The sequence below is a fragment of the Enterococcus sp. DIV0240d genome (assembly GCF_051711245.1).
GTDB lineage: Bacteria > Bacillota > Bacilli > Lactobacillales > Enterococcaceae > Enterococcus_D > Enterococcus_D casseliflavus.
Window position 1 is genome coordinate 2,678,094 of record NZ_JBIOMG010000001.1, and the last position, 24,680, is coordinate 2,702,773.

A 24,680-nucleotide genomic window follows, 5' to 3' on the forward strand; every position below is an offset into this window, starting at 1 on the left:
ACGACCATGAATTATTTAAAAAACAGCTTAGTCAACACTTGGGATTTTTTGAAAGACAGCAACGCCTACTTCCGTGATGTGTTACTGATGCACGGTGCTTTGTTGTTCTTAGTGATCCCAATCTTATCGGCTTCCACCAAGTTCGTCTTAAAACGTGGGGGCTTGCCTTACCTTTCTTTTGATAATATCGGCAGTATCTTTACCGACCACCCAGTCGTGCTGCTCTCATTAACACTGATTTTACTTTTGATTTTATTAGCCGTCTTTTTTGAGTTTACTTTTTTGCTGCTAAGTGTCTATTTTATTAAAAAGAAACAGCCGATCAGCTTGCGGCAATTGTTACGGATGACTGTTTTGCAGTTGCGTAAACTACGGCCGATGACTTTTTTATTTTTCCTGTTTTACTTCTTACTGATTTTACCAATCGGTGGGTTGAGTTTTAATTCTGATTTACTCGCAAAAATCAAAATTCCCGCATTTATCATGGATTTCATTTTTGCCAACCGTGTCTTGATCATCGGGGCAGTGCTGTTGGTTTATGTTTTGTTGATTTACTTGGGGATTCGCGTGATCTTTGCCTTGCCAGAAATGATATTACGTGATCTGCCCTTTCGAAAAGCGATCAAAGAAAGCCTCCAAGTAACAAAACGCCGTTTTTTTGCCATCGTTGGTCAATTTGTCTTTATCGGCGGTAGCATCTTGTTGATTTCGACACTGGGCTTCACTTTGCTGATTACCATTCAGGCGGTGATTGAAGTTGTTACACCGGACTATGCGTTGTATAGTGCTGTTTTTATTATGACTTTCTTGCAGTTTATCTTGTTACTGAATGTCATTTTATCGACGGTAGCCATTTTTTACATCATCGTTGATTTCATGGATGATGAAGGCTTTTTACCAGAGATTCCTTCATGGTTCCACCAAGAACCATTGAACCAGCGTCACTTCTTAGGTCTAAAAAGTTCGTTGTTTACCTTGGTAACGGTGCTTTTCGGTGTCGGTGTTAGTCTATATAATATGAACTATCTGACTTCAGCTGCTTCGATCCATCCGGTAACGATCTCCCATCGAGGGGTCAGCGACGGACAAGGGGTCCAAAATTCTCTTGAAGCACTACGCTTTACTAGCGAGAAGTACCAACCGGATTATGTTGAAATGGACGTCCAGCAAACCAGTGATGGTCATTTTATTGTCTATCATGATTTTTCTTACCGTCCGTTGACAGTTGGTCATGGCAAACCAGAGCAATTGCCTTTGAGTTACGCCGAATCACTGACAGTTTCGGAAAACAATCAGACAGCGCGTATTCCAACCTTTGATGAGTACTTGGCACTTGCCAACCAATTGGACCAAAAACTGCTGGTGGAGATCAAAACGCAGCGAAAAGATACCGCGGAACTTGTAAATGCCTTTTTAGCAAGATATCAAGAGGACCTCCTTGCAAATGGTCATATTATGCAAAGTCTCTCCTATACAGTTGTTGAGGAATTAAAGGCTCAGGCGCCTCAATTGATTTCAGGATACATCATGCCCTTCAATGTCGTGGGGCCACCACTGACCAGTGCTGATTTTCTGACGATGGAATACAGTACGATCAACCGCAACTTCATCGCTTCTGCCCGAACTGATGGCAAGGAAGTGTTCGTTTGGACCCCCAATGATGCAGATACTATCAGCCGGATGCGTTTTTACGGGGTGGACGGGATCATTACTGACCAGATGGAGATCTTAAATGAAGAGTTGAGTGTGACGGAAGAAGATATGACTTATTCAGACAAACTATTGAATTTTGTGATCGGCGTTGGCTGATCTCACACGAAGAAAAATGCTGCTCACGGTGTTCCGTTGAGCAGCATTTTTTGCTAGTTGGTTAGGCAACGTTCGTTTGCGTACAAATTTTATTGAAACTGACGATCATCCGACGATTACAAGCTTCTACTTGTGCTTGATCTTCTTCTTCATAACTTGAAACGACGATCAACGCCGTATTTACGTATAGTTTTTCCACCACACCAATCACAGGCTTGCTCGCCCCGACAGGTTGGCAGACATATTTTTCACCGATCGTAATATTCTCCATATCCTCACCTCAACCGTTTTCTTTCTTAAAGATATAATAACAAAAAAGCATCAAATTGAAAACGTTTTATTTCAATTCATCACGCATTTGTCACCAAGAAATGACAGTTTCGTTCGTTGAAACACACTGGTTTGTTCGTGCCACTTCTTAAAAAGCATTTTATACTAAAGGAAATCAAAAGGAGATGAGCCAAATGCCAATTATTCAAACCTGTATCTTTGGACTATTGTCTGCTGCGTTGCTTTGGGGATTAAAAGAAGACCGCTGATTTATTGGCCCAACGATCTAGTTACACAACAAATACGAAAATAAAACAACGCCTTGAGCCAATCAGACTGGCTCAAGGCGTTTCTTTATCGAATTATAGACGTTCGTTCAATTCTTTTGCAAGATCTTCAAAACCTGGTTTGCCAAGTAAGGCGAACATGTTTTTCTTGTACCTCTTTCCCTTTTCCTATTGTTTCCCATTTAATAAAACCCTTTAATATCAGCCCTTTTATTAGTATTTTCCGTTTCTAACTTTTCCTATATTTAGATTCACTATCACCAAAACTATCACCAGAAATTTTAGATGTTTCTATCGATTCTAATTTTAAATTTATAATTCTGTTCGCTTTACAAAGGGAACAAACGTTCGTATAATTTTCCGTAAGGAGTGATAATTATGGGAATGATTAAACCTTATGAGGATCGAAAAAAATTAAAATGGATAGGATTCTTTTTATCGGAACATACAACCGATATTGATAGAGTTGACAAAGAGTTAGCTTATGTATGCCCTCCTAAACCAGAAATGGATGAAGAAGAAATAGGAAAGTTTCTTCAAGAAGCGCTTATGAAACACAAAAAGTTAGCCGTGCAACTAAATTATACTCAGTTGGGAAAATTCATGCCCGATATAACCGGTTTTCTGTCTGGTCACAATGATCTGGGAATCTACATCGGGTCCACCCTCATAGAATATGGTGAAATTCGAAATATAGATTTCTTTACTGAGAAAAAGTGGTTTGATGTGTAATGAACATAATCAGTCAATATGAGCAGGGTTACCTATCTTTCTGTGAGTTTATAAATGATTTTCCGTACAGTATTTCTGAGTCACAGGAAGCTTTATACGGCACAAAATGTGTCGGATTTTACGTTGCTGTCACTTTAGGAAAAACGGATTGTTGCTATTATGTACAACCCTATGGAGGCGATTGTTATGAAAACGATGAAAGGCTATGTATCGAAGATACGTGTGTTGAAGATGAGCAAGACCCCTTTGGTGCGGTTCTCGCTTGATAATGAGAATTGCTTGATTGCAGCGCATAGTTTGAACTTCCTAGCTGATGTGGATGAGAACATGCAAATTGTGGTTGCTGGTGAGTTTAATGATAGGAAGCAGTTTGTTGTGAAAAAGTATACGGTGATTGGCAAAACGAAGATAATGATTGAGTTTGAAGCAATGAAAAAAGACCGGCTGCTCAATTATGAGTAAGCGGTCTTTTCTATGCTTCAGATTTCAAATTATATGCATCCTGAATTTTATCAATAATCTTTTTAGCCTCTCGATTCGCAAGTTTTAAATCAGTTTTTGTCATTTTGGCTTGAGCTTTATAATCTGATTTTTGCCTTAACTCCAAAAGTCTTGTGGCAGGTTCGTTAATTTCCAATTTTTTTAGTTCTTTTTCAACCGAAAAAAATAACCAGAGACTGCGATGAGAACTCTTTCCTTCAAAACCATTATAATTAGAATAGTTAGTTGATACAAATTCATCACAAATTTTATAACAACTATAATATGCTCTAGATATACCTGTCCTTCTATAAGATTCGGTTTTAAAAAGATCCGGAGTTTCTTCTATGCTTCTCGATATTTCGTAATATTCACGAAAATCAAACATCTTCTTCCTCCAATGTCACGACAATCTTTTTGCCTTTATAAGAGCTATCTTTAAGTTGTTCATCCATTTGATCTAATTTAGCATAATCATTATCAAAGTTTTCATCATTCGTTATAATCGCAAAAAAGTAAGTATCCAACTCAGCATTAAATCGTAGACTATATTTAATTTCTCTGCCCAAAATTTGCTCCATATTTGCTTTTATCAAGTAAATTTCATTTTTGTTTTTTTGGATAACAGGGCTTTTAAAGATAATTTGAAAGTCTCCTTCATCCAACTTTCTTAACGCGTCATCTCTAAAATGAAATTCAGGTTCGCCTATATACGAATTAGAGCTATTTTCGATTGTAATGTTATCAGTATTTATCATCGATATACTGTATAAAGAAAAAGAAGCTACCGCTACATTAACTATTGGCTTAGCTATTTGAATATTCATAATTTTAGCTTCCTCCTTTCAATTTTGAGTATATCAATCTTCACGTACAGTAAAATAAGTTGTTTTAGCATCAGCCAATGAACTTGATGCTGTCATTTTATATAAACCTGGAGCATGAAATTTTATGTTGTTAAAGCTCACGTTGGCTGTAAAATTATCCAATGGCTCATCAAGATCATCTGGTAAAGGAATATTAATTTTCCCAGTAGAAAAAAGCTCATCATCTTCTTGGTCGAACAATGAAAGCATTACATAATCTTGCTGCGTTATAGTCTTATTAATTTGAACAAGACTAAAACCTACAAAAAAGCTATAATTGTTGGGAAATGTATCCAAAACAAGACTTACTAAAGGTTGTTCAATTATTAAATCATCTCCTTTAGTTGTAGCGTTTTCCGAACATATCAAATTAGCAAAATAAGCCATTATTCTCTCCATTCTTATGCATGCAAAAATCAGCATATTTTGTATGCTTACAACACAAATATAGCATTCATAAACTTTAAGTACAAGATAAATTTGAATTTTAACTTTCTTTATAATACTCTTTTTTTAGATTTTAGTATATTATGAGCTCTCATCATACTTGAAGGCAGTGAGGATTCGTTATAGTCATATATTTCTCTAATATAGAAATTCCCCTATCAGATCAATGCAAAACGTTATAAAGGTACAAAATAACCCACCCTCGGGTAGAGTGGGCTCAGAAATGATAAAAAAGATAGCCTTTAAAAAGGCTATCACTATTTTACAATTTATCTTAGTTTGATTCAAATAAAAATATTATATAATTTTGAGAGACAGATTTATTAATTTTTGTCATGAAGTGAATATTATAATATGCTAAAAAACATAAAAATATTTTAGACGATATTCTAAACAATAATATCTATTAAATTGAAATAATGATAAAATAAAAAAGAAGAGTATTAGGCACACTTCCCCAAGCTACCACCGCCTAACTACTCTTCTTAAAGTATTGCACGCAATTACTAATGTATAGTATAAACTTATTTACTGCAAGTAAAATGAATATGATCTTTGTACAAGCCCGCAGAAGCGGGCTATTTATTTACCATGGAAGCTTATTTTTGTTCAATACTCTTTGACAAATCAGCAATATGACTAGTTTGAATACATTAGAGAGAGTGATCTTTATTATCTTTAATTATTAGTTGTCGGTATTCGCCGATTTATGATTAATTTATTTGCGCATTTATTTATGTCTTAGAATCCCGAGTTAGAAAAATGTTCTCTTATATAATTTTTTTCTGGTACAATAAAAGAAAAACTTTGAGGTACTATATGCATCGAAAAAAGATAAAAAAAACAAAAATATTAATTCCGTTCTTGATTTTTTTAGTTCTCCTTTCTTCACTCTTAACATTTTACTTAATAAGAAATACTAACGCCCCCAGTTCCAGAGTATACTCTCATAGGGGCGCTTCCGGAGAAGAAATTGAACACACAATCGCAGCCTATGATTTGGCGATTTTATACGGATCAAAATATATCGAACAAGATCTTGTAACGTCCAGAGACAACACTCTTTATGTTTCTCATGATTTATCCGCAAAAAGAATAACTGGTTTAGACAAACTTTTTTCAAATATGAGCGATGATGAAATTTCTGATTTAAGAACTGAAAATAATGAAAAGATATTGAGTTTACAAAATGTTTTTGATCGATATGGAGATACTGTGAATTATGTAATAGAACTGAAGGAAAATTCTAATCAAACGAAGCTTTTCGAAGACATTGTGAAGAAAAATAACTTGGAGGATAATATCGTAGTTCAGGCATCTGAAATCAAACCATTGCAAGATTTGAACAAAAGTTTTCCAAGTATGTCAAAACTCTTATTAGTTAAAGATCAAGACGAATTGGAAGAAGCAGTCACATATGACGTTGTAGATATAGTTGCGGCTGAAAAGAGTATGATGACCAACGAAAATGTAGAATTAGTTCATAGTCGTGATAAACTTTTTAACATTTGGACAATTAATTCTACTGATGAAATAAAAGAAGCAATCGATCTTGGTATAGATAATTATTTTACCAACTTCACAGCAAAAGCTTTAGCTATAGAAAATAAATACAGAAAATAAAACAAGCCCCTTCTCATTTGCAGAGAAAGGGCTTGTTTTTTACCATGGGAGCTTATTGTTGTTCAATGCAGTTTGCAAAGCTCGAACCATTTGACTTGTTGGGCTGATAAACCCATCAACTGTAGTCTTCAAGGCTCGCTGCATAGCTTTAATCATTTCTGTTCCGCATAGTCCATCGATCGCACCATTGTATAAACCTTTTGCTTTCAACCGTTTCTGCCATGTACGAATCAGTGTTGAACCTTTAAGTGTATTATCGAATTGTGCCGCATAAAGGTTCTTGTTGCACGCTTGCCGATACTGATGGCTGATTTCGTCATCTGGTGTGATACCTTCGTACTTCATGGCTTTATTGGCAGTACTTGGTCCAAACATTCCGTCTTCTTGGATTTTATTGGTATTTGGTTTTACAGTAGGTGTGCTAGGTTTAGCTGCTGAATTAGAACCGCTAGTCTTGCCAAACACCGCATCTTTGAATCGTTCCAGCTCACTTGGTTTTGCTACCCATGGAGCCGGGCAGTTCTTGCCAGTTACATCATAATGACGCCAAATCTTGTTTCGAGTGACATTTGGATATTTTGCGATCAGTTCTTTGACAGCTTTAACAGTGTTCTGGAATGTTTTTTCAGTGATATTTCCATTCTTGTCTAAACACATTTCAACACCGATCGTTGAATAGTTGGCGTTGCCTATCTTAGAATACAGCGGACGATAGCGCGACCCATCTGCATTGTATTTGCTGATTTCGTTGGCGTGATACGCAACTTCATTTAAGGGAATGATACAGAGTGCTTCAATATCATCTATAAACAGTTGAGCAGAAGTATAATTTCCTTTTAGATTATTAAAATAGTTCTTGTGATTGCGTGCGGTGCCACCATTGTTGGCGGTGTAGTGCATAACGATACCATCAATACCGTTATTCCTGATACCTGGTCTTGAGTACTCATTAATATTGATATACTCGTATTTGATGAAACTCATTTATATCATCCTTTCTTTTAAAAAAGAGCAGCCGCTAGGCTACTCCTTCTTTTCTGTGAACTCTTGGCCGTCACCGTAATCTGGATCATCTTTACTATCCAAAGATTGAGTTTCGGATTGTCCGTCACCATAATCGATTTTAATTTCCGTTACTTTAGGTTTTGGATTTTCGGTACTATCTTGTAACTTAGACAGTCTTTCTTTGACCCAATTTGGAATTGGCACACCTAATTGACCTAAGTTTTCCGTGATTGAAATTCCATAAACCGCGATATAGAAAAAGACGAATGCAGTAGCAAACGTCTCAAGGTTCATAATCTTTAAATACGGATAGGCAATAATTACCAAGCAGACCACGAGCATGTGTTTTACAATACCAAGCAATCCTTTCGTGCTATTAGCTTCCTTAACGAAAATGCCCTTGCACAATCCTGTAACAATATCACCTACTACTACCCATAAGAACAACTGGACATATCCATTTGTCAGCAACCCTCGAAATTCATTCAGTAACACTCCATTGTCAATAATCACCATATATACCACCTTTTCTATTTTTTAAATGCATAGATCGTTTTATATCCTTAACTTCAAAATATCAGCCACAATACCATTAGCCAAAAAAGCAGACAACCAATGATGATTGTCCACTTCATAATATATTTAATTAATATAAACCTAATGCTTTTCTAGCTTTATCATACATAATAGTCATGCCTGATTCATTAGGATGCAAGCCGTCTGACGTGAAATTTGCTGCACTGACGTGGTTAAATCCCGCTCTGGCAAAATCAAGAATATCAGCCCCAAATGATTCTCCTATCTTCCGAATGCGATCATTGTAAGAGGCCAAAGTATCCCCGTTAGTATTTGTACGAGGATATGGACCGCGTGAATTTATCGGGATAGTAGCGCAATAGACTTTTGCCGTGGGATATTTATTCACTACTTTGTTTAATAATATTCCGTATGCTTCTCCGAAGGTTGTTGTTACGTTAGGTAATGCGCTAGACCCGTCAAAAGTCCCAATAGGCACATTATTGTTGAAATCATTAACACCCATATAAACAATAATTATATCTGGACTGTCAGTTTGATTGTCCAAAAGCTCAGCTCTCGTTATACCGGATGAATCAGTGCCTCCTGTAGTCGTGACGCGACTGCCCGACCATGAATTATTAACCAACAATTCAAGCTTACCAGAAGACTTATCAATCAACTTCTTCCACCAAGTCAAATTCACATCTTTAATAGCTCCTGATGAAGGATAAAACGCAACGTTTCCAGTGGGAATATATCCTGCGTAAGTGGTTATGGAATCGCCTAAAAAACTTATTTTCTTAGTAATGGCATCAACTGCTTTTGTTGTCACAACTGATACAGGCGTCCCGGGGAAAGAATATGCAGTCGTTGTCAAAACGAACATACCGATAAACACATGGCTTTTAATTATTTGTTCTCGAAACGGTTTGTAATTTGGACCTCCACGATCCTCCATATATTTGGCACTATAGAAACTGAACATATCTTTAGCTGAATAAACAGTGCCTTGGTCTCTGCGCACAAACACATATACATACGGCCTCTCTGTGACGCCGCCTATAGCAGCTTGAATTTCATCGAATGTATAGGTGAACCCTTGTTCTGGAAGCGAGATTCCGCCTCCTCCATAAATCCACTTGTAATTCGATCCCCACGTTGCAAAACAAGGAATTGCTTTAACTTTAAATTCTTTTTTCTTGTAATCGATCGTTAAAACGTCTTCGGAGTGTGGAACTGACACTAGCCAACCTTTATCGTATGTATAGGTTATTTTCGAAAAATTACCTATTTCTAACGATTGTCTAGTATTTTTATATCCGGGAGATACGTTTACTGAAACTTCTCCCCCGTTTGCTTTAGCTGTGTCTCGTATACTCATAGAAAAATACTTAGCACCCACAGGAACTATATAAGTACTAAGTTGGCCCGTTATGGCCCATGTAGCCCCACTGACAAATTGACTAGCAGAACTGTCTGCAAAAAAAGTTATAAACACTGGGCCTGTGTCTGAGTTCCCAACTTTGCCGTTTCGATATATGATATCACCATCATTGACCGCAGTTAGCTTTGTTCTTCCCCAATTAGCTTGATACCCGGTTTCTCCTTTTTTTAATATTTTCCCATCAGTTATGTTGTAATATTCATCGGCAATATACGTATCAACTAAATTTACGAAATCAGGAGTAAAGAAATCAACTTTATCTATAGTTACTGCTTTATCTTTTATCTTGGTTGTAGTTATACTATCCTCAGCAATCACCACCCCTTGATAAATTCCTAAGTCCTTCCAAATCGACACTGATTTATCCCATATATACGAATGAGCGCCATCAGTTGTTGCACTATCAAAAACTAAGTAAGTTCCATCTGCACCGCTAGGATACTTTGCTTTTAAAGCAGCAAGAGAATAAAACAATTCCCTAGGACCGCCTTGTGCGATTGATGATAACATACTGTCAACATAGGTTTTATCTGCTTTGGTTGCAACCTGCGTTTTATCCGCTTTTACAGAATCTAAGTCAGCAACTTTAGAATCAGTTAGTGCTAAGGATTTTTTGTCTGCTTTAACAGCATCTAGAGTATCGATATCAGTCCGAAGTGCAAACGGTTCTAGCTTATCTTCAATTTCAGCCTTATTATAAACATCAGCGTTATTAAAAATTTCGGTTTGCTCGTCAATTCGTTGCTCTAACTCTTGCATTTTAGCAGTCGAACCAGCTTCAAATTCGCTCCATCCTTGCCAAAAATCCTCGGTGAATTCCGTTAGGTTTGTGTCAATATCGGATACCCCCATGTTGATATAAAAATACCCAACGTGCATCGTCTGATTGTTTGAAAAATTGATATATAGCCCGCATCGAATCTTCCCCCGATATCCTAAAAACTCTCGTGGGATAACGAAAGAGACGATTCCCTTCAGAGGATCAACAATTTCAGGAGTATAGATCAATTTTTGATTTTGATTATTGAGTTTGACGGCAGAAAGTCGGATTTCCGTTCCGTTGGGTAAATCAAGCGGCTTGCCATCCATTAAAATATGGATCAGCTGGAGGCCGCTATTCTCATCATACGAGAAATACTGAATGTCTTTAGATTGAATAGCTTTCCCGACTGGACTGATCTCGATTGAAAATTCGTTTGTTTTAAAAATTTTGTTATCTTCGTTCATCCTGCGAACACCTGCCCACCATAAGTTTTAGATTCCATCGTGGTACCGCTGATCGAAGCACCGGCGGCACGATAAATAGTTGATCCTTCTGATCGATATACTATATTGTTTTCTGTTCCTGAAACGGTGTATGAAATTCTCACGCCCGTTCCAAAAGCGCCTTTGAGCGCATAATATTGGTTTGAAGCGTGGCAACTGTAAATATTTCCAGAAACACATCGCTCCCATCCAAATGCTGTATAGCCATCGATATTTTTCGTGTTTTGAACCGCCCGGCATCCCTCTGCAGCGCCGTACATAGCACCGTGGAAATAAATAAAACGTTTCGGTGAATTCGCTACATCTGTTTGTGTGAATCCTCTGACCGCACAGTACATTCCACAATCAATGAATAAAACTGACCTCACAAAAACGCCGGTATCTCCGGCTGAAGCATCAATGACCGAAAGATTTGACGCTATGATCTCAAGCTTGCTGCTTGTGATATTGGAAATCACGACATCTTCCAGATACACGCCTGGTTCCACATAGATATAGAATTGGCTCGTGGATAGCAACGGCAGACTATTGATTGCCGCTTGAATCGTTTTGAACGGTTTTTCTTCTGTTCCATCAGCAGTTGTGTCGTTTCCTAATTCCGCTGAAACAAACAACGAGATCGAGCCGCCAGATCCTCCATAGAGTTCTTGAATCGTTGAATTTAACTGAGTGATAGCTTCGCTTTGATTTTTGATCAACTGATTTACTAGTGTTAGTTCCTCTTTAGTCAATTCTTCCCCAGCCGCCAATCGTTCTCGGAGCGTCTCAAAGATAACCCCCTCAGTGTTGACCCGCGCATCCACAACTTCATTCGGGCTATCACCGCCAGCGTTCAATACAAGATTATCGATCCGTTTATTTGTTGCCTGATTTCTTTGATCAACTCGTGTTTCCAATCCATTTAAATAATCGACATTGTCATTAAACGTCTTCTTCCATTCTGAGCTGATCGCATTTTTTACTAATTTCATTAAGCCCAACTACAACACTCCTTTCTTCTTCAGACCTGCAAGAATATTTGTCATTGTTTTTTTATTATTCGATAACGTGACTTCCGGCGGTTTGTTAGGTATCAGTGGATATTTTTTCAATCCGACTACTTGAATCATCTGACAAACATTGAGTGGCTCGTAGACAAACGTCACTTTGTCCCCACGATTTAGATCAATCGCCCATTTGATATTCACCGTTCCCGAAATGTCCGGATAATCGTGGATATCCCGCCTTAGTCGTGCACTCATACTGCTTGCGACCGTGAATCGATCATCGTTCACGGGATCTTGAATACGGATGCCCCACTTGCTTGATTCAGGCGACGTATACGTGATCGGACTAAAATAGTAGCTTTCGTCTTCTTTCCTCTTTCCAAATCCGCGAACCTGCGTTTTCAGGCTATACGTATCGATCTCAAAGTGGACTTCATCGGTATTAAACTTGAACCTGATTTGTTCTTGTGTCTCATTTCCGTAGTAAGTTCTTGGATAAAACCGCAAGTGTTTATTATCAGGGATCACCACTGCATCGTAGTCCGTCAGCACTTCATCAATCAATTTCAAGTAGTTTCCATCACCGAAATTCTCCTGTTCAATTCGGCTGAAGACACCATTGGTGTTAACCACTTCATAGCTAAACCCTCGGTTACCAGCTGAAAAAATATGCGATAGACATTGATTGATAGAGAAAGTCCCTGTCATCTGCTCGTATTGATAGCCATCTTGGATCGTGTAATAGACGTGTGTGGCAACCACTTCTTTAAATCGCTGTGCGCCAACTGCATAGTCTTTCATCTGTTTGACGATAAATTCCTGCCCGTTCCAAAAAACAGAGCTTTCGTAGTCTACGAGATCAAATGAATGGGCATTGGCTTTGGTTTTCATCACCAAAAAGCCGACTTCCCACGTTTCGTTTTCTTGCCAATTTTCAAAAAAAGAGTCCCTGTCAACACCGAAAAGGATCTCTTCTTTGGTTTTCTCGAAATTTGCTATTATGATATCGTTCATCCCATCACCTACTTATAGAGAAATCGGAAATCCCACGCCGTTTTGATACGTGAAGCGTTGGAAATTTCGATTTTGTTTTCGCCAGGAACCAATGAGATCAAACCGTGATTTGTATCAATCCCACAGTGAATACCATTTTTTAGAGGATAGACACCATCAAGCGTTAATGTCTCGCCGCTAACGGAATTGAGTGAACCACGGTAGATAAATCGCTCACCAGTGGTTGCATTGAACACTGTGAGATTGCCGTCTGACATTCCTTCAATTTTGATTTTCAGGTAATTTTCTCTTGGATCAATCGTGAAATCGCCGGCATTGAAAATCGTAAAGCGACTGGTCTGATGAGTGTATTCGTAATCCTCAGAAACTAAACCTTGTGAGAATTGCCAGCTTTCATCTAGGCTGAAATTGGAAAGTGTGGAAGCGATAGATTCCGAGTGTCCGGAATCAACACTAAGTTCGGCAGACACCTTTAAAATGAAGGAGGCGGATCGCTCAATATCAAACGCAGATACCGAAACTTTAAATCGTTTTCCCGGCTCTTTAGAATAGAAAAAGTAAAATTCTGACTCTTTGAAAAACAAGCGCCGTAATTCTATTTCTGCCAATACCGAATCGTCTAAACCAGATGTATACACACGAAAATTAAACATGATCCCAAAGGCATCCATGTTGCTATTTACGAGACGGCGACCGTTTGAGCCGGAAAATTGTGTGTAGGTGTTGTTCGGGACCGGCCCTTCAAGCTTGATGTCAGTGTATTTAATGTTGTAGCGCTCTGCTAGATCAATAACTTCGTTGCTAAACCCCAATTTTACAACTACTCCTGAGCTACTCATCTACACACCACTTCCGTTCGTATAAAATTTTCTTTTCAAGACTGCCCCGTTTGTTTGATCGACGCTGTTACCAATCATTTGACCGTCCAAGATCGATTGGACGACTAGCGGACGTTGCTGAATAGCGTCTATAATCTGTTTCAAATCAGATCCGGTGTTGGTGTTATACGTGTTGTTGACGATCTGGCTACCAACGCTAGACATGCCAACTCGATTGGTGCCTAAGGCTGTTTCAGGGGTTAAGCTGAAGCTTGCACTTAATTTATCTGCCATTCCGCCCACTGTTTTTTGAACATATTTAAAGTTATCTTCTAAGCTATCATTAAAGCCACCCATAATAGCTTTACCAGCAGGAATCAATAGTTTTCTGTCATAAGATATAGGACCTTTATTTTGTTCGATCCAGTCAGCAATGCCTCCGATGAAGCTTTTTACGTTTTCGTACGCAGACTTCAAGCCACCAAGAAAACCATCTATAATTGCAGCTCCTGCACCAAATAGGTCAATACTAGTAATCGTATCAACTACTGCACTTGCTATATCTTGAGCAGCACTAAAAACTGAACCTATTGCACCACCTATGCCAGAAACAAGGCTTGCTATCAATTGGGCACCTGCAGACAACAATTCTCCTAGATAACCTAAAATTGTGGATAGGAGACCGCTTATTAGCTGACCACCCGCGGATAACAATTGACCTAGTAAACTCAGTATTCCGCTGATCAAAGCTGCTATCAATTGAACGCCAGCCGATAATAGCTGAGGTATAGCACCTATAAGCGCACCTAAAATTGCAACTATTAATTGGATGATCGCAGCAATCAACTGTGGTAAGACAGAAACAATACCTGCGATAAGACCCAATAACAATTGGATTCCCGCTTCAAGAAGTTGAGGAATTGCTTCAATAAACGCTGCTACCAATGCAATAATTATTTGTAGCGCCGCTTCAATTAATTGTGGCAAGATTGAAAGTATCCCTTGAATCAAAGCCATTAGCAATTGAATACCAGCTGCAATAATTTGAGGTAGAGCTGCAATCAGAGCTGTAACCAGCGCCATAATAATTTGTAGCACTGCCATTAGTAATGTAGGTAGAATTGATAATAATCCTTCGATCAAAGCCATCAGTATTTGCACTCCTACGGCAATGAGCATAGGCAACGCTGATATAAACGCTGTCAGCAAACCAGTTATGATTGATGTTGCTGCTTCTGTCAGCGCAGGCAATGCTGTTATGATTGCGCCTAATAAAGTAGTGATGATTTGTAGGCCTACATCAAGTAACATTGGCAATACGGTTAATAATGTATCAATTAAAGCGTTCAGTATGCCTATTGCAGCATCAATAATAACTGGCAAAGCACTGATGATTCCGTCTATCAAAGCAGTTAGGACATTTACGCCTACCTCTACTAATTGAGGCAATACATCAGCTATAGCAGTAATTAGTTGGACAATAATTTGAGACGCTACAATCATAAGTGCTGGCAGTGCCATTGCGAGCCCTTGGACTAAAGTTGTGATTACTTGTGTAGCTAAGGTGATAATTTGGGGCAAAATAGTAGTGATGGCGCTGACTAATGTTTGGATGATATCAGTAGCAACTGCAACTATACCAGGTAAAGCAGTTGTTAATCCCTCTACAAAACTAGTGATGAGGTCTGTGGCAAGTTGAACAAATTTGGGTAGATTAGCGCTAATAAAATTCGCAACATTAGCAATAGTAGACTGTAGATTATCAAATACTTGTGTAATGCCGTCTGATGACAAGTCACCAGTTTTCAACCATGCTGCAACAAATGATAAGACTAAAGAGATTACTGCCGCCCATGGTCCAGTTAACCCAAATGCCGCCAAAGCTAATTTGGATAATATGCTGATAACAATACTGATCACTCCACCGATTTTTCCAAACGATCCACCAAGTGATTCTAATAAGCTCCCTGCAATTCCCATTGCAGATGAGAAAACACCCGATAGCACACTTGCAACCGTGGATAGTACCGAACCAAATTTCTCTATTCCAGCAGAAACAACTTCTTTAGCGGCACTTGCAAATCGTTGTAGCGCCGGAACCACTACAGAAAGTATTGCCGATCCGACAGTTACCAGCTTGTTAAACCCATTCACTACCGCGGTTCCGATAACCGAAGCAACTGTTTGGAGAGTCGGCAATAAGCTTGCAAATACTGATTTCAGCCAATCAAACGCTGTTATTAAACCATCTCTAATAACAGCGACTGTTTTGTCTACACCGTTTCTAAATGTTTCACTTGTCTTATAAAAATAAGTAAAAACCGATATTACAGCACCTACTGCGGCTGCTAAAACAGCAAAAATAGGAATACCTGCTGGTATAATTGCCGATAATAGAGCAAAGGCTGTTCCCGATACACCAAACATGCTGATCATGCTACCTAAAGCACTGATTATCCCGATTACTTGACTTATAAAAGACACGAGAGAACCTATAGCAATAGCAGCTTTGAAAGTTACATAAGCTCCTGTGGCTGCTACAAAAGCGGGAGCCAAAAGTTCAACCACGCTCACTAATGTCTCAAAAGTCTGGGTCAATTCATCAGAATTTTGAATGAGAACATCAATTGATTCTACAATTGCGCCGAAAGTGTCATTTATAATCCCTTTAACACTATCAATATTTTGTGCGATACTTTTGCCAGTCAATGCTTGAGAAAGTTCGTCTACTTTGGTAATTACGTTAGCAACGCCTTTTGCAACTGCGTTACTCAAATTTCCAAATGATGTTGCAATCCCTAAGCTGTTTTCCTTAGCCAAACCAGCAAGCATTCCTGTTCCAGTACCAAGTTCTATCAATTTGTCGTTAAACTGATCAAAAGTAACAGTACCATCTTTTAAGGCAGCGTATAAATCTCGTTGCGCTGATTTACCGACATAACCCATAGCTTCAGCAGTCTTTTGCAAAGCTAAAGGCATCGTTTCTTGTAAAGTCTTCCAACTCTCCAAGTCAACGGTGCCTGTAGATAACATTTGATTAAATTGTTGCATACCGCGACTAGCGTCATCAGTAGAAGCTCCGGAAGCTAAGAACGCATTGTTTAACGCCAAAACCGTATCAGTAGACTTATCAAGATCGCCTGTAATTGCGGTCATTTGTTGAGTGCTCGCAACGACATCATCAAGTTTAGTCGGTAAACCGTCAATTCCGTCTGATAGTTTGTCAATTGATTTTTGCGATTGCTTTGCGCTAAAACCTAAAGCATTCATAACTTTAGGAAACTTTTGCATCGTATCAAATCGGCTGATAGCACTGTCTAAGGAATTTGATAAGACTTTGAATGCTGCACCAGCAACTTTTACAAGCCCCATACTGATAGCCATGTTTTTTATGGAAGCCCCAGCTTTTGAGGACTTTCCTTCTAACTGATCTAGATTTTTATTCAGTATAGTAACATCGTTGCCGTCAACATCTACTGCAATAACAATTTTTCCGTCAGCCATCAAAAATCACCTCCTGATCTAATGCGTATTTAGCTTGAAGTTCTCGCATTCGCTCCTTTTCCTTCGCGCTTTCGCCTTTTTGAGGTGACCATTGTCTGATTTGAACAATTTTGGGCAGAATAGTATCATCTGGTAGACTTTCAAGAATTGCTTGAAATTCCTCCCAATGCATCTTTCCTTGTTCCTCGAATAAATTAATCCCGATTTGGCGAAACGAAGCGTATATGTACTTAGCATCTTGGACCAAGTCCATACTTTTCTTTTCATTTCCTATTTTAGGCGTAGGCATCGGATTACCCTCTAAATCAAAAACAGGCTTCGGCTGGTTTCCTAATTGAATGTGATCTTCTAGAATAGATGCCCAAAGTTCCATTTGCTTCTCGAAGTCCAAGTCTGATTCTCCAATTAAAAGGTTCAATGCTATATCAACTTTTTCCCATGCCATAAGCGTATCGTCTGAAATTGCATCTAAAACATCTAGCACATTGTCAAAAGCCAAGTCCAAAGGATAATTTACGCCTTCAAACTCAATTTCAGTGGTCAATGGGTCATTCAACCGCATTTAGATCACCTACTTTTTCTTCTTTTTATTTTTAAGTGCTTTCTTTTTCAACATATTTGCTTTACGTTCAGCAAGTTTATCTTCGCGATCTTTTGCATCGTTTTCGATTGCCTCAGCAACTTTTTCTGCAATTGAATCAAATAAATCAAACAATTGAACTGCATCAGGATATTCGGCATAGATTTTTTCATAGGATCCATCTCCTAACAATGCATCATACTGAAGAGCGTTCATTTCATTCGAAATACTAATCAAGTTATTAGCATCGTTTTTAGTAATATTCTCTTGATCGATCGCTAATTTTTCTCTTTTTTTAACTAAAGGATTGATTTTATCCTCAATCTCTTCTTGTACGTCAAAAAATCGTGTCAATTCTTCTACTGAGGTACCAAAGAAAAACTCTAATGTGCCGATATTGATAGGAAAACCCGATCGTTTAATATCAAATTTCATGTTTAAATTCCTCCTAATAAAAAAAGGAGAGCTTATGCTCCCCTTCTATCCTTCTGGTGTTTCTTCAGTTGTTGAATCTGTTACATCTGGTGTTTTATCATAAGTGATACTGCAGCTGAACTCTTCCCAATCAGATGCTTCTCCCGAACCAGCTACGATCTTTTCGCTAAGTGTACCTACGCCTTCAATCGTTGTTCCGTCTGTCTCAATGACTTTATGCCATACTTTTCGGTCATCACCGACAGCGCGCTTTTTCTTCTTAACCAATTGCTGCGCTTCTTGTTCAGGATCCCAATAACCAGAAAAGTTCCATTTTTCAGTAATTCCAGTAATGTCTGTAGACAATGTACCGTCACCATCGTAATCGGCATAATCTTCCGATTGTACATCGCCATCGTCTTCTACAGTTGTTACATAACGGCCAAACTTCTTGTAAGCATCTTCCAATGGTTTAGTTGTCGCTTTAGTAGGATCGTAATCTGCAACAAAATGTTGACGTAGGGCATTCTTTTTTCTTGCCATTATTCATTTTCCCCCTTAGGATATGTTGTGATTTTTGCTTTTATATCAACAAGAAAGACATAAATTCCTGTTTCGTCTAACTGATTGATAAAAGGCTTATTTGTGATGCTGATCGAATCAAAATCAAAAGAGCCATCTGAACTTGCAAGTTCGGAAAGCTCTTCTAGATAATTTTGAACTAGCCATAGAGTATTGCTTATTTTCTGCTGGTCTTTTGATTTCATTGCAAATTCAAAGTTAAGTTCTTGATCTTTTGTTCCGTCAAAGAATTCCTCTGCTACTCGTCCACCAGCTAACGGGAAAAGGACAAAAGCTTCGTCTTTCGGCGGTAAATAACCGAGAAAACATTTGAGAGGTAAATTGGGTACTGTATTAACTGACTCATTTAGTCTTTCAATAAAGTCCATCAAAAGCCCGCTCCTTTCTTGAATGCTTCTACCCAGTCACTCATAAAAATCGATTTGGCCTTTTGATCCCATCTAGGACCAGTTCCTGGTATAGTGTAGTTCCAATTCCCAGGAGCATAATAGTGTCTTCTTGCGTATACAGAAACCCAATTAATAGTGCTACCGTCTGGTGCTACATGACTCATAGCACGCAAATCTCCATCTCTTTCTGGAACAAAATTTTCGTTCATAGTTGAGTGCATCCTCGATGCCATATTGAACTGGCCACGTTCAAAGTTTTCAGCAGATAGCTTTTTTCTAACACCTGTAAGATCCACTTTAATCCCCGGCATCAGACCACCTCCAAACGCCAACCGATTGATTGACCATTCAGAATCAACGGCTTAGAAGTTACAATAGTAAAATCCTCACCCTTAAACGAAATTTTCGAGGCTACTTTGAAATTTGGTAATGATCCACAATATCGATCAGTCATAGTTACTGATGCAATTGGCGCTTTGTCACTAGCATTTATTCCTGATCGTGTGAATTTAGATGCATAATTAAACCAACAATTTTCAATTTTCCAGTCTTTCGTAATAGGATTTTGCCAATCATCCTCACCCATCACTTCTTTAAAGTTGATCGTATGACAGAAAGCTTTTTTAGGCGGCAAACGATAATATCCCATTATCCAAGCCCCCTATAAAGTAATCCTGTTCCAGATAGAAACAAAACTGCGTCATCTGAAAGTATCGTTGGTGACTCATTTGCGCCTGTATTGTTATACCGGCTAGCTTCTGTGATACTCATACCGTCTACTGACCAAGATTGTGGACTGTTGATCTCAAGCGAAGTTGTAGCATTGGCTTGATACATGTATTCAACTTGTGCTGCAACCGCCATTTTAAACTTCTTCTGACGAAAAATGATGTCACTATCAAGATTGTTGAACTGATAAAAGTTCCTTGTCTGCACATCAATCAATGCACATGCTTTTTCAATGAGCTTATCAAAGTCGGTTGGATCTAAATTAGTGAACTTCATTCCTTGATATTCTTGATACGTTAGATAAGCCATAATCTCCCTCCTTAATAGAGAGGAAGACTATTTCTTGTCTTCCTCAACGCGTTTTAAAAACGTATCGTCAAGGTTCTTAGCAACCTCATCGGCACGTTTCACAGTCATATCAATTACTTTATTTGGTTCGTAGATTTCACGCGTGACCTTATCGCGAAATCGCTTCAATACCTTATATTTTGCCATGTTCAATACCTACCCTTCAGGTGTTTCAGCAGGAGCAGTCAATTTAGCTTTAAGGATCGCTTTTTTGTTTTTTTCAGGAATATAGTTTGCGTATTTACCTGCACCTTGTAACGCAACACCGTTGAATGCTTCAGAATCCATCGCACGTGCTACTTCAATACCTACACCAGCCACACCGATTCCGATAGCAGTGAAGTATGCATGTTCACCAGCAACGAATTGATCATCAGGAAGTTCTTCCAATTCGAAGCCTTTGAAGCGGTACAGTGTTTGAGTATCAACATTAGCGGCAGAGTTTTTCGCAGTCGTTGCCAGTTTAGAGTCAATCAAGAAGTTGTAGATGTCAGAATTGACATAAGCAACTCGCTGAATTGTAGTCGAAACTTTGTTGTTAACGAACTTTTTATGTGCGTCGGCAAACAACTTTGTAACGCCGTCTTCTGTTAATTCGCCTGTCAATGTTTCACTAGCATTGGCAGAAATAGCTTTTCCTAACCATGTATTGACATGACCAGCCCAAGCCACGGCATGCAAAGCCAAACGCTCAGCAACGACTTGATCAGGAATATCATTCACGGTAAATTTGTCGATACCTTCATGGATCGCAAGAGGCGCTTCCCAAGGAACAGTCATATCGATAGATTTGACTTCTTTCCGTGGGCCAAAACGATTACTATTGCCTGTTCCAGCACCAAAAGCAACATCCGCTTCAGTAGAATATTCTTGGATCGTCACGTCTGTATCTGTGATTTTTAAATCCATAAAGTTCTCGTTGTACTCTGCGTCAGATTTAACTTGCAAAGCACCACCAAAAACACGTAAAAACGGTGTTTTCTTAATAAAAATGTCTGGCAAAATGCCTGCGTAGTTCTTTGTAAAATACTTAATTGTCATGTTTATCTCTCCCGTTAAATATATTTATTTGCGGCCGCTTGAAATGCATCAACTTGACCATTCCCGTTACCGCCTTGCGCATTGCCCCCAACAGCGAAGTTCGGAGCACCTTGTTCTTGGGCTTCTCCTTGCTGAAACAAGAATGCTTTGCTCTCTTGCAATCCTTTCAGCTGTTCATCAAACCCTTGTAGCTTGCCGTCAACGACTTTGATCGTCTCTTTATCCAACTGAGCAAGGACGATATCATCATCAAGCGCTTGTGCTTCTTTAAGCGCCAATTTGATAGCAAAATCTTTCTGCTGTTCCGAAAGTTGCTTATCAGAATTGGTTTTGGACTCATCGAACTTTGCCTGCAAATCAGCAAGTTGCTGTTCAAGCGCTTCGTTACCTTTTGCTGATTCTTTCAATGTGTCTAATTCTGCCTGATTTGCTGCTAGTTCTTGTTTGGCACTGTCCCGCTCGCCTTCAACGGTAGCTACTTGCGCATTGAGTTGCGTTACGGTCTTACCATGCAAAGCCATCACTGATTTTGCCGCTTCTTCATCGATTCCTAGTGCAATCAAATCTTCTTTTTTCATCAATCTTCCTCCTAAGTGTTTTTAGAGTGGCAACTCCCACTATGAGCCGACTTTTAGAGACTTTCGAGCAGGTCTAAGAATAAAAAAAAGACGTTAAGCACGTCTTGAGCTAGATATATTGACCACCTTCACTTTCCGCCATATCGGCTACTTTACTAAAATGATAATCTGGCGGTTTTTTCTCATACTTTAATGCTAGTCCTATTTGATAAAAGGCTAATAAAACTTCTGTCAGTGGTAAAACATTTCGGTTTTCTTGGTTTTCCATGCTCCCAACTCCTTAAGTATAAACTTGCTCACGATCGTATGATCGATGTAGTAAAGTATCATTATCAATGATAAATTGACGTAGAACAGCTTGTCTTGTCCTTACCATGGATTTGAAGTAATCTATGTCATCAGATTCGTCTAACCACTGTGAGGCTTTAAGCGACTTTTTAGCCATTCTAATTGAACGTTCTAATCTTCTTTGTTTAGCAACAATTTTGGCGTTTTTTTGTGCAACTTCAGGAGCAACAGGATCAGCCATACCAGTATCTTTCATAGGTAGTTGAGAATACCATCGATGATTACAATTAATACCGTTACACCCTGCTGGGGTCTTCCATCCGTAGTCATAAACGCTGGGCAAATGTTTGAATTCTTCAGGAGCTTGATTTTTAGGAACCATCAGAACATACTTGCCTTGGATCTTACTACAAGCATCACGTGCTGCTGCATGATGGCTCATAAGGGCAGTCACTATTCCATATTCATTAATACCACGCTCTAAGCGCAAATCGTTAAAAACTGTTCCAGTAGTTGATTTGATAACTGTTCTTACATAAGATTCAAGAGTCCATGATTTTCCAGATTTATCCTTTAAACTGACATCTATCCCTTTTTGCACCATTTCATAGATTGCTCGCTTAAATGACTGCTGAGGCGTTGATAACCCTCCTATTGTTCTAGCCACGGTGTCGTTTAGAACTTGTTGATAGATTCTCGCAATAGAATTCACTTGATAATTAGTTGATAAAAGAGTTTGATTGATATGGTTTTCAAAATCAAGCCATTGACTGTCAAAGAACTGATTTAATATTTGATCCAGATTAGTCCACTCCTTGATAGGAGTTTTGGCTAAGTTTGCAAGCTTCTTATTTTCCTTAAGGTTGTCTTCATAACCTTCTTTAACAATTAATTCATTTAATTCTTTTTTAGTGATTGATTTAGTTTCCTCAACCAATTCATTAATCGTGTCCCAATTTAGCATTCCTAATTGATCCAACTTCTCAAGGTACCATTGAAAGACTGAGTCCTGTGACAATTCTGTATTAGTTTTGATCTTTAATCGATCTACAACGAGTTTCATTAACTCTTCTTCTAATGCGGCATAAGCATCTTGAATAGCAGCGGTCTTAATATCTAACTGCCTTTGAGTGATCGCCATCTAATCACTCCATTTCTTCTGGTAAACCGGCATTGTTCATCATTCCTGATAATTTATCAGCGGAAAGTCGCAATCCTTCTTGGTAAAGCTCCAAGGCTGTTTCTTCCGGCACCTCCAAAATTTTTTCAAATGCTTTGGTAGTCGGATATCCTAAAGCAATCAGTTTTTGATAGAAGGTGAGTTTCTCGTCAGTCGAAGTAAAAGCACCATCTTTGAAATCAATAGCAATTTCATCAAACATAGGTGTTGCGCCACTATAGAACTTTAACGCTTTTCCTAGTTCACAAACAGAAATAACCAGTTCTTTAATAAACTTTTCAACCTCAGTGATTTGCATAGATCTAGTTTGATATGTTTGAGAATTCTCGCTGACCACCTCGGTCGCCGTCTTTGTAGACAACGATCCAGTGCGATCAAAGTTGAATGTTCCGCTCGACAAAGCCGTTTCCATCTCTAGTGTTTTTAAATGGTGATTGATTGCTGCAACGTATTCTGTTGTACGAATGCTCGTTGTAAGGTCTTTGATCGTGTAATCATCCATATTTGATCCTGGAATGATTTGGAAAGTATCCTCTTGATTGTCAAAGAACTGTCTGACATGTCCTTTTTCATCGACCCGACTGTTCATCAGCATTTCACTAGCTGCAATCCTGCGTCTTCCCCGTCTGATTTCCTGGTCAAACTCATCATATGATCGATTGATACGATCTAGCGTGCGTTTACAATTATCGCAAACCCCTAATCCTAGTGGCGAATAAGGGCTGATATTGTTGAATCCACTTGGTTTCAAATAGCCAAACAGCGGTCTGGATAGATTAATAAATGTTGTTGACTCTTCTAAATCTGGATACAGATCTGTTACCGGGACTTTAGTGCCTACAATGTCCGATCGTTCTGAACGATATAACTCATTAGTAATTACAAAGTTGCCTTCTACCCACTCGTGGAATTCAATGAGCGTATAAAAAATAGGTTTCTTGTTTTCCACTCTAGATGAGTAAAACGTGAAAGCACCTTCGCTGATATTGTTTGTATTAGACTGTAAAGGATAAAAGGCATCAGCTAAAGCCCAGGAGAATTCGATTTGGTTTGATCCTTTATCTAGATATGGTCGACACGCCAATCCTCCAAGTGCAAACATTGGTTCAAGGTATTTGCTGAAATTCTTTTTAAAGTCATTGTGTTCGAATACACCGGAAATAAATTCGGCTGCTTCGCCATCAATGTTAATTTCGCACTGCTCGTTAAAGACAACAGTAGCATACTGGTTTGCCACTTTCTTCATCATGTTTATTGATGATAGGTCACGCTCTTGGTTTGATTTGTTGCTGTTCATAAATTTAACCTTGTCGTACTTATCTTCATAACGCCTTAACGAATCTTTAATTCTATTGTATTCGTTTGGATCCATACTTATTTTCGGATGATCTAACACACTATCTAATCGCTGAACAATTCCTATGTTGGCCGCCCCCTTTCTAAATAAATTTTTTATTGACTGAATTAATCCCAAATCCTCA

General features: G+C 38.6%; 28 protein-coding genes and 1 pseudogene. 5 read left to right on the forward strand and 24 right to left on the reverse strand.

The features are described from left to right. Positions 1–6: 6 nt before the first annotated feature. On the forward strand, positions 7–1,809 hold the full coding sequence (locus IGJ25_RS12670) for a glycerophosphoryl diester phosphodiesterase membrane domain-containing protein (protein WP_225001164.1): 1,803 nt from the start codon (positions 7–9) through the stop codon (positions 1,807–1,809). A gap of 61 nt (positions 1,810–1,870) precedes the next feature. Here the strand turns inward: IGJ25_RS12670 and IGJ25_RS12675 are convergent, their stop codons facing one another. Beyond that, positions 1,871–2,080, reverse strand: a complete 210-nt coding sequence (locus tag IGJ25_RS12675; protein ID WP_005229136.1) for a hypothetical protein — start codon at positions 2,078–2,080, stop codon at positions 1,871–1,873. Between the two features lie 664 nt (positions 2,081–2,744). Here IGJ25_RS12675 and IGJ25_RS12680 point away from each other — a divergent pair. The 3 genes from IGJ25_RS12680 to IGJ25_RS12690 are packed head-to-tail and all read left to right on the forward strand — an operon-like array spanning position 2,745 to position 3,560. Continuing rightward, positions 2,745–3,098 (forward strand): hypothetical protein, encoded by a 354-nt coding sequence (locus IGJ25_RS12680; RefSeq protein ID WP_008377784.1) that lies wholly within the window; start codon positions 2,745–2,747, stop codon positions 3,096–3,098. Next, the gene (locus tag IGJ25_RS12685; protein ID WP_438779334.1) at positions 3,098–3,364 is read left to right on the forward strand and encodes a hypothetical protein; all 267 of its coding nucleotides are present in this window, start codon (positions 3,098–3,100) and stop codon (positions 3,362–3,364) included. Before IGJ25_RS12680 ends, IGJ25_RS12685 begins: the two co-directional genes overlap by 1 nt. Then, entirely contained in the window at positions 3,285–3,560 is a 276-nt protein-coding gene (locus IGJ25_RS12690) for a hypothetical protein (protein WP_438779335.1), read from the forward strand. The genes IGJ25_RS12685 and IGJ25_RS12690 overlap by 80 nt, the downstream gene beginning before the upstream one ends. Before the next feature lie 10 nt (positions 3,561–3,570). On the opposite strand, the gene IGJ25_RS12695 is transcribed toward IGJ25_RS12690, so the two are convergent. From IGJ25_RS12695 to IGJ25_RS12705, 3 genes are read right to left on the reverse strand one after another with little or no spacing between them, the layout of a single operon-like run. Continuing rightward, positions 3,571–3,966 carry a hypothetical protein gene (locus IGJ25_RS12695; protein ID WP_413137378.1) on the reverse strand — a complete coding sequence of 132 codons (396 nt, stop codon included), beginning with the start codon at positions 3,964–3,966 and terminating at the stop codon, positions 3,571–3,573. Continuing rightward, the gene (locus IGJ25_RS12700) at positions 3,959–4,405 is read right to left on the reverse strand and encodes a hypothetical protein (RefSeq protein ID WP_438779336.1); all 447 of its coding nucleotides are present in this window, start codon (positions 4,403–4,405) and stop codon (positions 3,959–3,961) included. The genes IGJ25_RS12695 and IGJ25_RS12700 overlap by 8 nt, the downstream gene beginning before the upstream one ends. A gap of 33 nt (positions 4,406–4,438) precedes the next feature. Then, positions 4,439–4,831 (reverse strand): hypothetical protein, encoded by a 393-nt coding sequence (locus tag IGJ25_RS12705; RefSeq protein ID WP_413137376.1) that lies wholly within the window; start codon positions 4,829–4,831, stop codon positions 4,439–4,441. A gap of 879 nt (positions 4,832–5,710) precedes the next feature. On the opposite strand from IGJ25_RS12705, the gene IGJ25_RS12710 reads away from it, so the two are divergent. Further along, a complete protein-coding gene (locus tag IGJ25_RS12710; protein WP_438779337.1) occupies positions 5,711–6,514 on the forward strand; it encodes a glycerophosphodiester phosphodiesterase in 804 nt (267 codons plus the stop codon). 39 nt (positions 6,515–6,553) lie between these two features. Here the strand turns inward: IGJ25_RS12710 and IGJ25_RS12715 are convergent, their stop codons facing one another. The 20 genes and pseudogenes from IGJ25_RS12715 to IGJ25_RS12810 form a co-directional block, all read right to left on the reverse strand. After that, entirely contained in the window at positions 6,554–7,498 is a 945-nt protein-coding gene (locus IGJ25_RS12715; RefSeq protein ID WP_438779338.1) for a peptidoglycan recognition protein family protein, read from the reverse strand. A 168-nt stretch (positions 7,499–7,666) separates the two neighbouring features. Beyond that, positions 7,667–8,035 (reverse strand): annotated as a pseudogene (locus tag IGJ25_RS12720) (phage holin family protein); the annotation flags it as partial. 130 nt (positions 8,036–8,165) lie between these two features. Continuing rightward, a complete protein-coding gene (locus IGJ25_RS12725; protein ID WP_438779339.1) occupies positions 8,166–10,709 on the reverse strand; it encodes a GDSL-type esterase/lipase family protein in 2,544 nt (847 codons plus the stop codon). After that, positions 10,706–11,728 carry a hypothetical protein gene (locus IGJ25_RS12730; protein ID WP_438779340.1) on the reverse strand — a complete coding sequence of 341 codons (1,023 nt, stop codon included), beginning with the start codon at positions 11,726–11,728 and terminating at the stop codon, positions 10,706–10,708. Before IGJ25_RS12730 ends, IGJ25_RS12725 begins: the two co-directional genes overlap by 4 nt. Continuing rightward, entirely contained in the window at positions 11,729–12,748 is a 1,020-nt protein-coding gene (locus IGJ25_RS12735; protein WP_438779341.1) for a phage tail protein, read from the reverse strand. Positions 12,749–12,756: 8 nt separating this feature from the next. Further along, on the reverse strand, positions 12,757–13,587 hold the full coding sequence (locus tag IGJ25_RS12740) for a phage tail domain-containing protein (RefSeq protein WP_438779342.1): 831 nt from the start codon (positions 13,585–13,587) through the stop codon (positions 12,757–12,759). After that, on the reverse strand, positions 13,588–17,070 hold the full coding sequence (locus IGJ25_RS12745) for a tape measure protein (protein WP_438779343.1): 3,483 nt from the start codon (positions 17,068–17,070) through the stop codon (positions 13,588–13,590). Beyond that, positions 17,063–17,632, reverse strand: a complete 570-nt coding sequence (locus tag IGJ25_RS12750; protein ID WP_438779344.1) for a Gp15 family bacteriophage protein — start codon at positions 17,630–17,632, stop codon at positions 17,063–17,065. The genes IGJ25_RS12745 and IGJ25_RS12750 overlap by 8 nt, the downstream gene beginning before the upstream one ends. 9 nt (positions 17,633–17,641) lie before the next feature. Further along, positions 17,642–18,085 (reverse strand): hypothetical protein, encoded by a 444-nt coding sequence (locus IGJ25_RS12755; protein ID WP_438779345.1) that lies wholly within the window; start codon positions 18,083–18,085, stop codon positions 17,642–17,644. 45 nt (positions 18,086–18,130) lie between these two features. Then, positions 18,131–18,607 (reverse strand): phage tail tube protein, encoded by a 477-nt coding sequence (locus tag IGJ25_RS12760; protein WP_167827011.1) that lies wholly within the window; start codon positions 18,605–18,607, stop codon positions 18,131–18,133. After that, positions 18,607–19,014 (reverse strand): minor capsid protein, encoded by a 408-nt coding sequence (locus tag IGJ25_RS12765; protein WP_438779346.1) that lies wholly within the window; start codon positions 19,012–19,014, stop codon positions 18,607–18,609. The genes IGJ25_RS12760 and IGJ25_RS12765 overlap by 1 nt, the downstream gene beginning before the upstream one ends. Next, the gene (locus IGJ25_RS12770) at positions 19,014–19,346 is read right to left on the reverse strand and encodes a minor capsid protein (RefSeq protein ID WP_438779347.1); all 333 of its coding nucleotides are present in this window, start codon (positions 19,344–19,346) and stop codon (positions 19,014–19,016) included. Before IGJ25_RS12770 ends, IGJ25_RS12765 begins: the two co-directional genes overlap by 1 nt. Then, positions 19,346–19,684: a putative minor capsid protein gene (locus tag IGJ25_RS12775; RefSeq protein ID WP_438779348.1), complete on the reverse strand. Its 339-nt coding sequence runs from the start codon at positions 19,682–19,684 to the stop codon at positions 19,346–19,348. Before IGJ25_RS12775 ends, IGJ25_RS12770 begins: the two co-directional genes overlap by 1 nt. Next, complete coding sequence (locus tag IGJ25_RS12780; RefSeq protein ID WP_438779349.1) at positions 19,684–20,073, reverse strand: hypothetical protein; 390 nt, start codon at positions 20,071–20,073, stop codon at positions 19,684–19,686. Before IGJ25_RS12780 ends, IGJ25_RS12775 begins: the two co-directional genes overlap by 1 nt. Before the next feature lie 27 nt (positions 20,074–20,100). Further along, entirely contained in the window at positions 20,101–20,259 is a 159-nt protein-coding gene (locus IGJ25_RS12785) for a hypothetical protein (protein ID WP_195266627.1), read from the reverse strand. Positions 20,260–20,268: 9 nt separating this feature from the next. Further along, complete coding sequence (locus IGJ25_RS12790; protein ID WP_086292965.1) at positions 20,269–21,153, reverse strand: capsid protein; 885 nt, start codon at positions 21,151–21,153, stop codon at positions 20,269–20,271. Positions 21,154–21,167: 14 nt separating this feature from the next. Beyond that, positions 21,168–21,731: a phage scaffolding protein gene (locus IGJ25_RS12795; RefSeq protein WP_438779350.1), complete on the reverse strand. Its 564-nt coding sequence runs from the start codon at positions 21,729–21,731 to the stop codon at positions 21,168–21,170. A 109-nt stretch (positions 21,732–21,840) separates the two neighbouring features. Then, the gene (locus IGJ25_RS12800) at positions 21,841–21,999 is read right to left on the reverse strand and encodes a hypothetical protein (RefSeq protein ID WP_223597575.1); all 159 of its coding nucleotides are present in this window, start codon (positions 21,997–21,999) and stop codon (positions 21,841–21,843) included. 12 nt (positions 22,000–22,011) lie between these two features. After that, positions 22,012–23,160 (reverse strand): phage minor capsid protein, encoded by a 1,149-nt coding sequence (locus IGJ25_RS12805; protein WP_438779351.1) that lies wholly within the window; start codon positions 23,158–23,160, stop codon positions 22,012–22,014. A 4-nt stretch (positions 23,161–23,164) separates the two neighbouring features. Next, positions 23,165–24,673: a phage portal protein gene (locus IGJ25_RS12810; RefSeq protein WP_438779352.1), complete on the reverse strand. Its 1,509-nt coding sequence runs from the start codon at positions 24,671–24,673 to the stop codon at positions 23,165–23,167. Between the last annotated feature and the right edge of the window lie 7 nt (positions 24,674–24,680).

Bases quoted from the DNA above. Each gene is read 5' to 3' on its own strand.
- IGJ25_RS12670 (WP_225001164.1), top strand. From the start codon at position 7: ATGAATTATTTAAAAAACAGCTTAGTCAACACTTGGGATTTTTTGAAA.
- IGJ25_RS12675 (WP_005229136.1), bottom strand. From the start codon at position 2,080: ATGGAGAATATTACGATCGGTGAAAAATATGTCTGCCAACCTGTCGGG.
- IGJ25_RS12680 (WP_008377784.1), top strand. From the start codon at position 2,745: ATGGGAATGATTAAACCTTATGAGGATCGAAAAAAATTAAAATGGATA.
- IGJ25_RS12685 (WP_438779334.1), top strand. From the start codon at position 3,098: ATGAACATAATCAGTCAATATGAGCAGGGTTACCTATCTTTCTGTGAG.
- IGJ25_RS12690 (WP_438779335.1), top strand. From the start codon at position 3,285: ATGAAAACGATGAAAGGCTATGTATCGAAGATACGTGTGTTGAAGATG.
- IGJ25_RS12695 (WP_413137378.1), bottom strand. From the start codon at position 3,966: ATGTTTGATTTTCGTGAATATTACGAAATATCGAGAAGCATAGAAGAA.
- IGJ25_RS12700 (WP_438779336.1), bottom strand. From the start codon at position 4,405: ATGAATATTCAAATAGCTAAGCCAATAGTTAATGTAGCGGTAGCTTCT.
- IGJ25_RS12705 (WP_413137376.1), bottom strand. From the start codon at position 4,831: ATGGCTTATTTTGCTAATTTGATATGTTCGGAAAACGCTACAACTAAA.
- IGJ25_RS12710 (WP_438779337.1), top strand. From the start codon at position 5,711: ATGCATCGAAAAAAGATAAAAAAAACAAAAATATTAATTCCGTTCTTG.
- IGJ25_RS12715 (WP_438779338.1), bottom strand. From the start codon at position 7,498: ATGAGTTTCATCAAATACGAGTATATCAATATTAATGAGTACTCAAGA.
- IGJ25_RS12725 (WP_438779339.1), bottom strand. From the start codon at position 10,709: ATGAACGAAGATAACAAAATTTTTAAAACAAACGAATTTTCAATCGAG.
- IGJ25_RS12735 (WP_438779341.1), bottom strand. From the start codon at position 12,748: ATGAACGATATCATAATAGCAAATTTCGAGAAAACCAAAGAAGAGATC.
- IGJ25_RS12740 (WP_438779342.1), bottom strand. From the start codon at position 13,587: ATGAGTAGCTCAGGAGTAGTTGTAAAATTGGGGTTTAGCAACGAAGTT.
- IGJ25_RS12745 (WP_438779343.1), bottom strand. From the start codon at position 17,070: ATGGCTGACGGAAAAATTGTTATTGCAGTAGATGTTGACGGCAACGAT.
- IGJ25_RS12750 (WP_438779344.1), bottom strand. From the start codon at position 17,632: ATGCGGTTGAATGACCCATTGACCACTGAAATTGAGTTTGAAGGCGTA.
- IGJ25_RS12755 (WP_438779345.1), bottom strand. From the start codon at position 18,085: ATGAAATTTGATATTAAACGATCGGGTTTTCCTATCAATATCGGCACA.
- IGJ25_RS12760 (WP_167827011.1), bottom strand. From the start codon at position 18,607: ATGGCAAGAAAAAAGAATGCCCTACGTCAACATTTTGTTGCAGATTAC.
- IGJ25_RS12765 (WP_438779346.1), bottom strand. From the start codon at position 19,014: ATGGACTTTATTGAAAGACTAAATGAGTCAGTTAATACAGTACCCAAT.
- IGJ25_RS12770 (WP_438779347.1), bottom strand. From the start codon at position 19,346: ATGCCGGGGATTAAAGTGGATCTTACAGGTGTTAGAAAAAAGCTATCT.
- IGJ25_RS12775 (WP_438779348.1), bottom strand. From the start codon at position 19,684: ATGGGATATTATCGTTTGCCGCCTAAAAAAGCTTTCTGTCATACGATC.
- IGJ25_RS12780 (WP_438779349.1), bottom strand. From the start codon at position 20,073: ATGGCTTATCTAACGTATCAAGAATATCAAGGAATGAAGTTCACTAAT.
- IGJ25_RS12785 (WP_195266627.1), bottom strand. From the start codon at position 20,259: ATGGCAAAATATAAGGTATTGAAGCGATTTCGCGATAAGGTCACGCGT.
- IGJ25_RS12790 (WP_086292965.1), bottom strand. From the start codon at position 21,153: ATGACAATTAAGTATTTTACAAAGAACTACGCAGGCATTTTGCCAGAC.
- IGJ25_RS12795 (WP_438779350.1), bottom strand. From the start codon at position 21,731: ATGAAAAAAGAAGATTTGATTGCACTAGGAATCGATGAAGAAGCGGCA.
- IGJ25_RS12800 (WP_223597575.1), bottom strand. From the start codon at position 21,999: ATGGAAAACCAAGAAAACCGAAATGTTTTACCACTGACAGAAGTTTTA.
- IGJ25_RS12805 (WP_438779351.1), bottom strand. From the start codon at position 23,160: ATGGCGATCACTCAAAGGCAGTTAGATATTAAGACCGCTGCTATTCAA.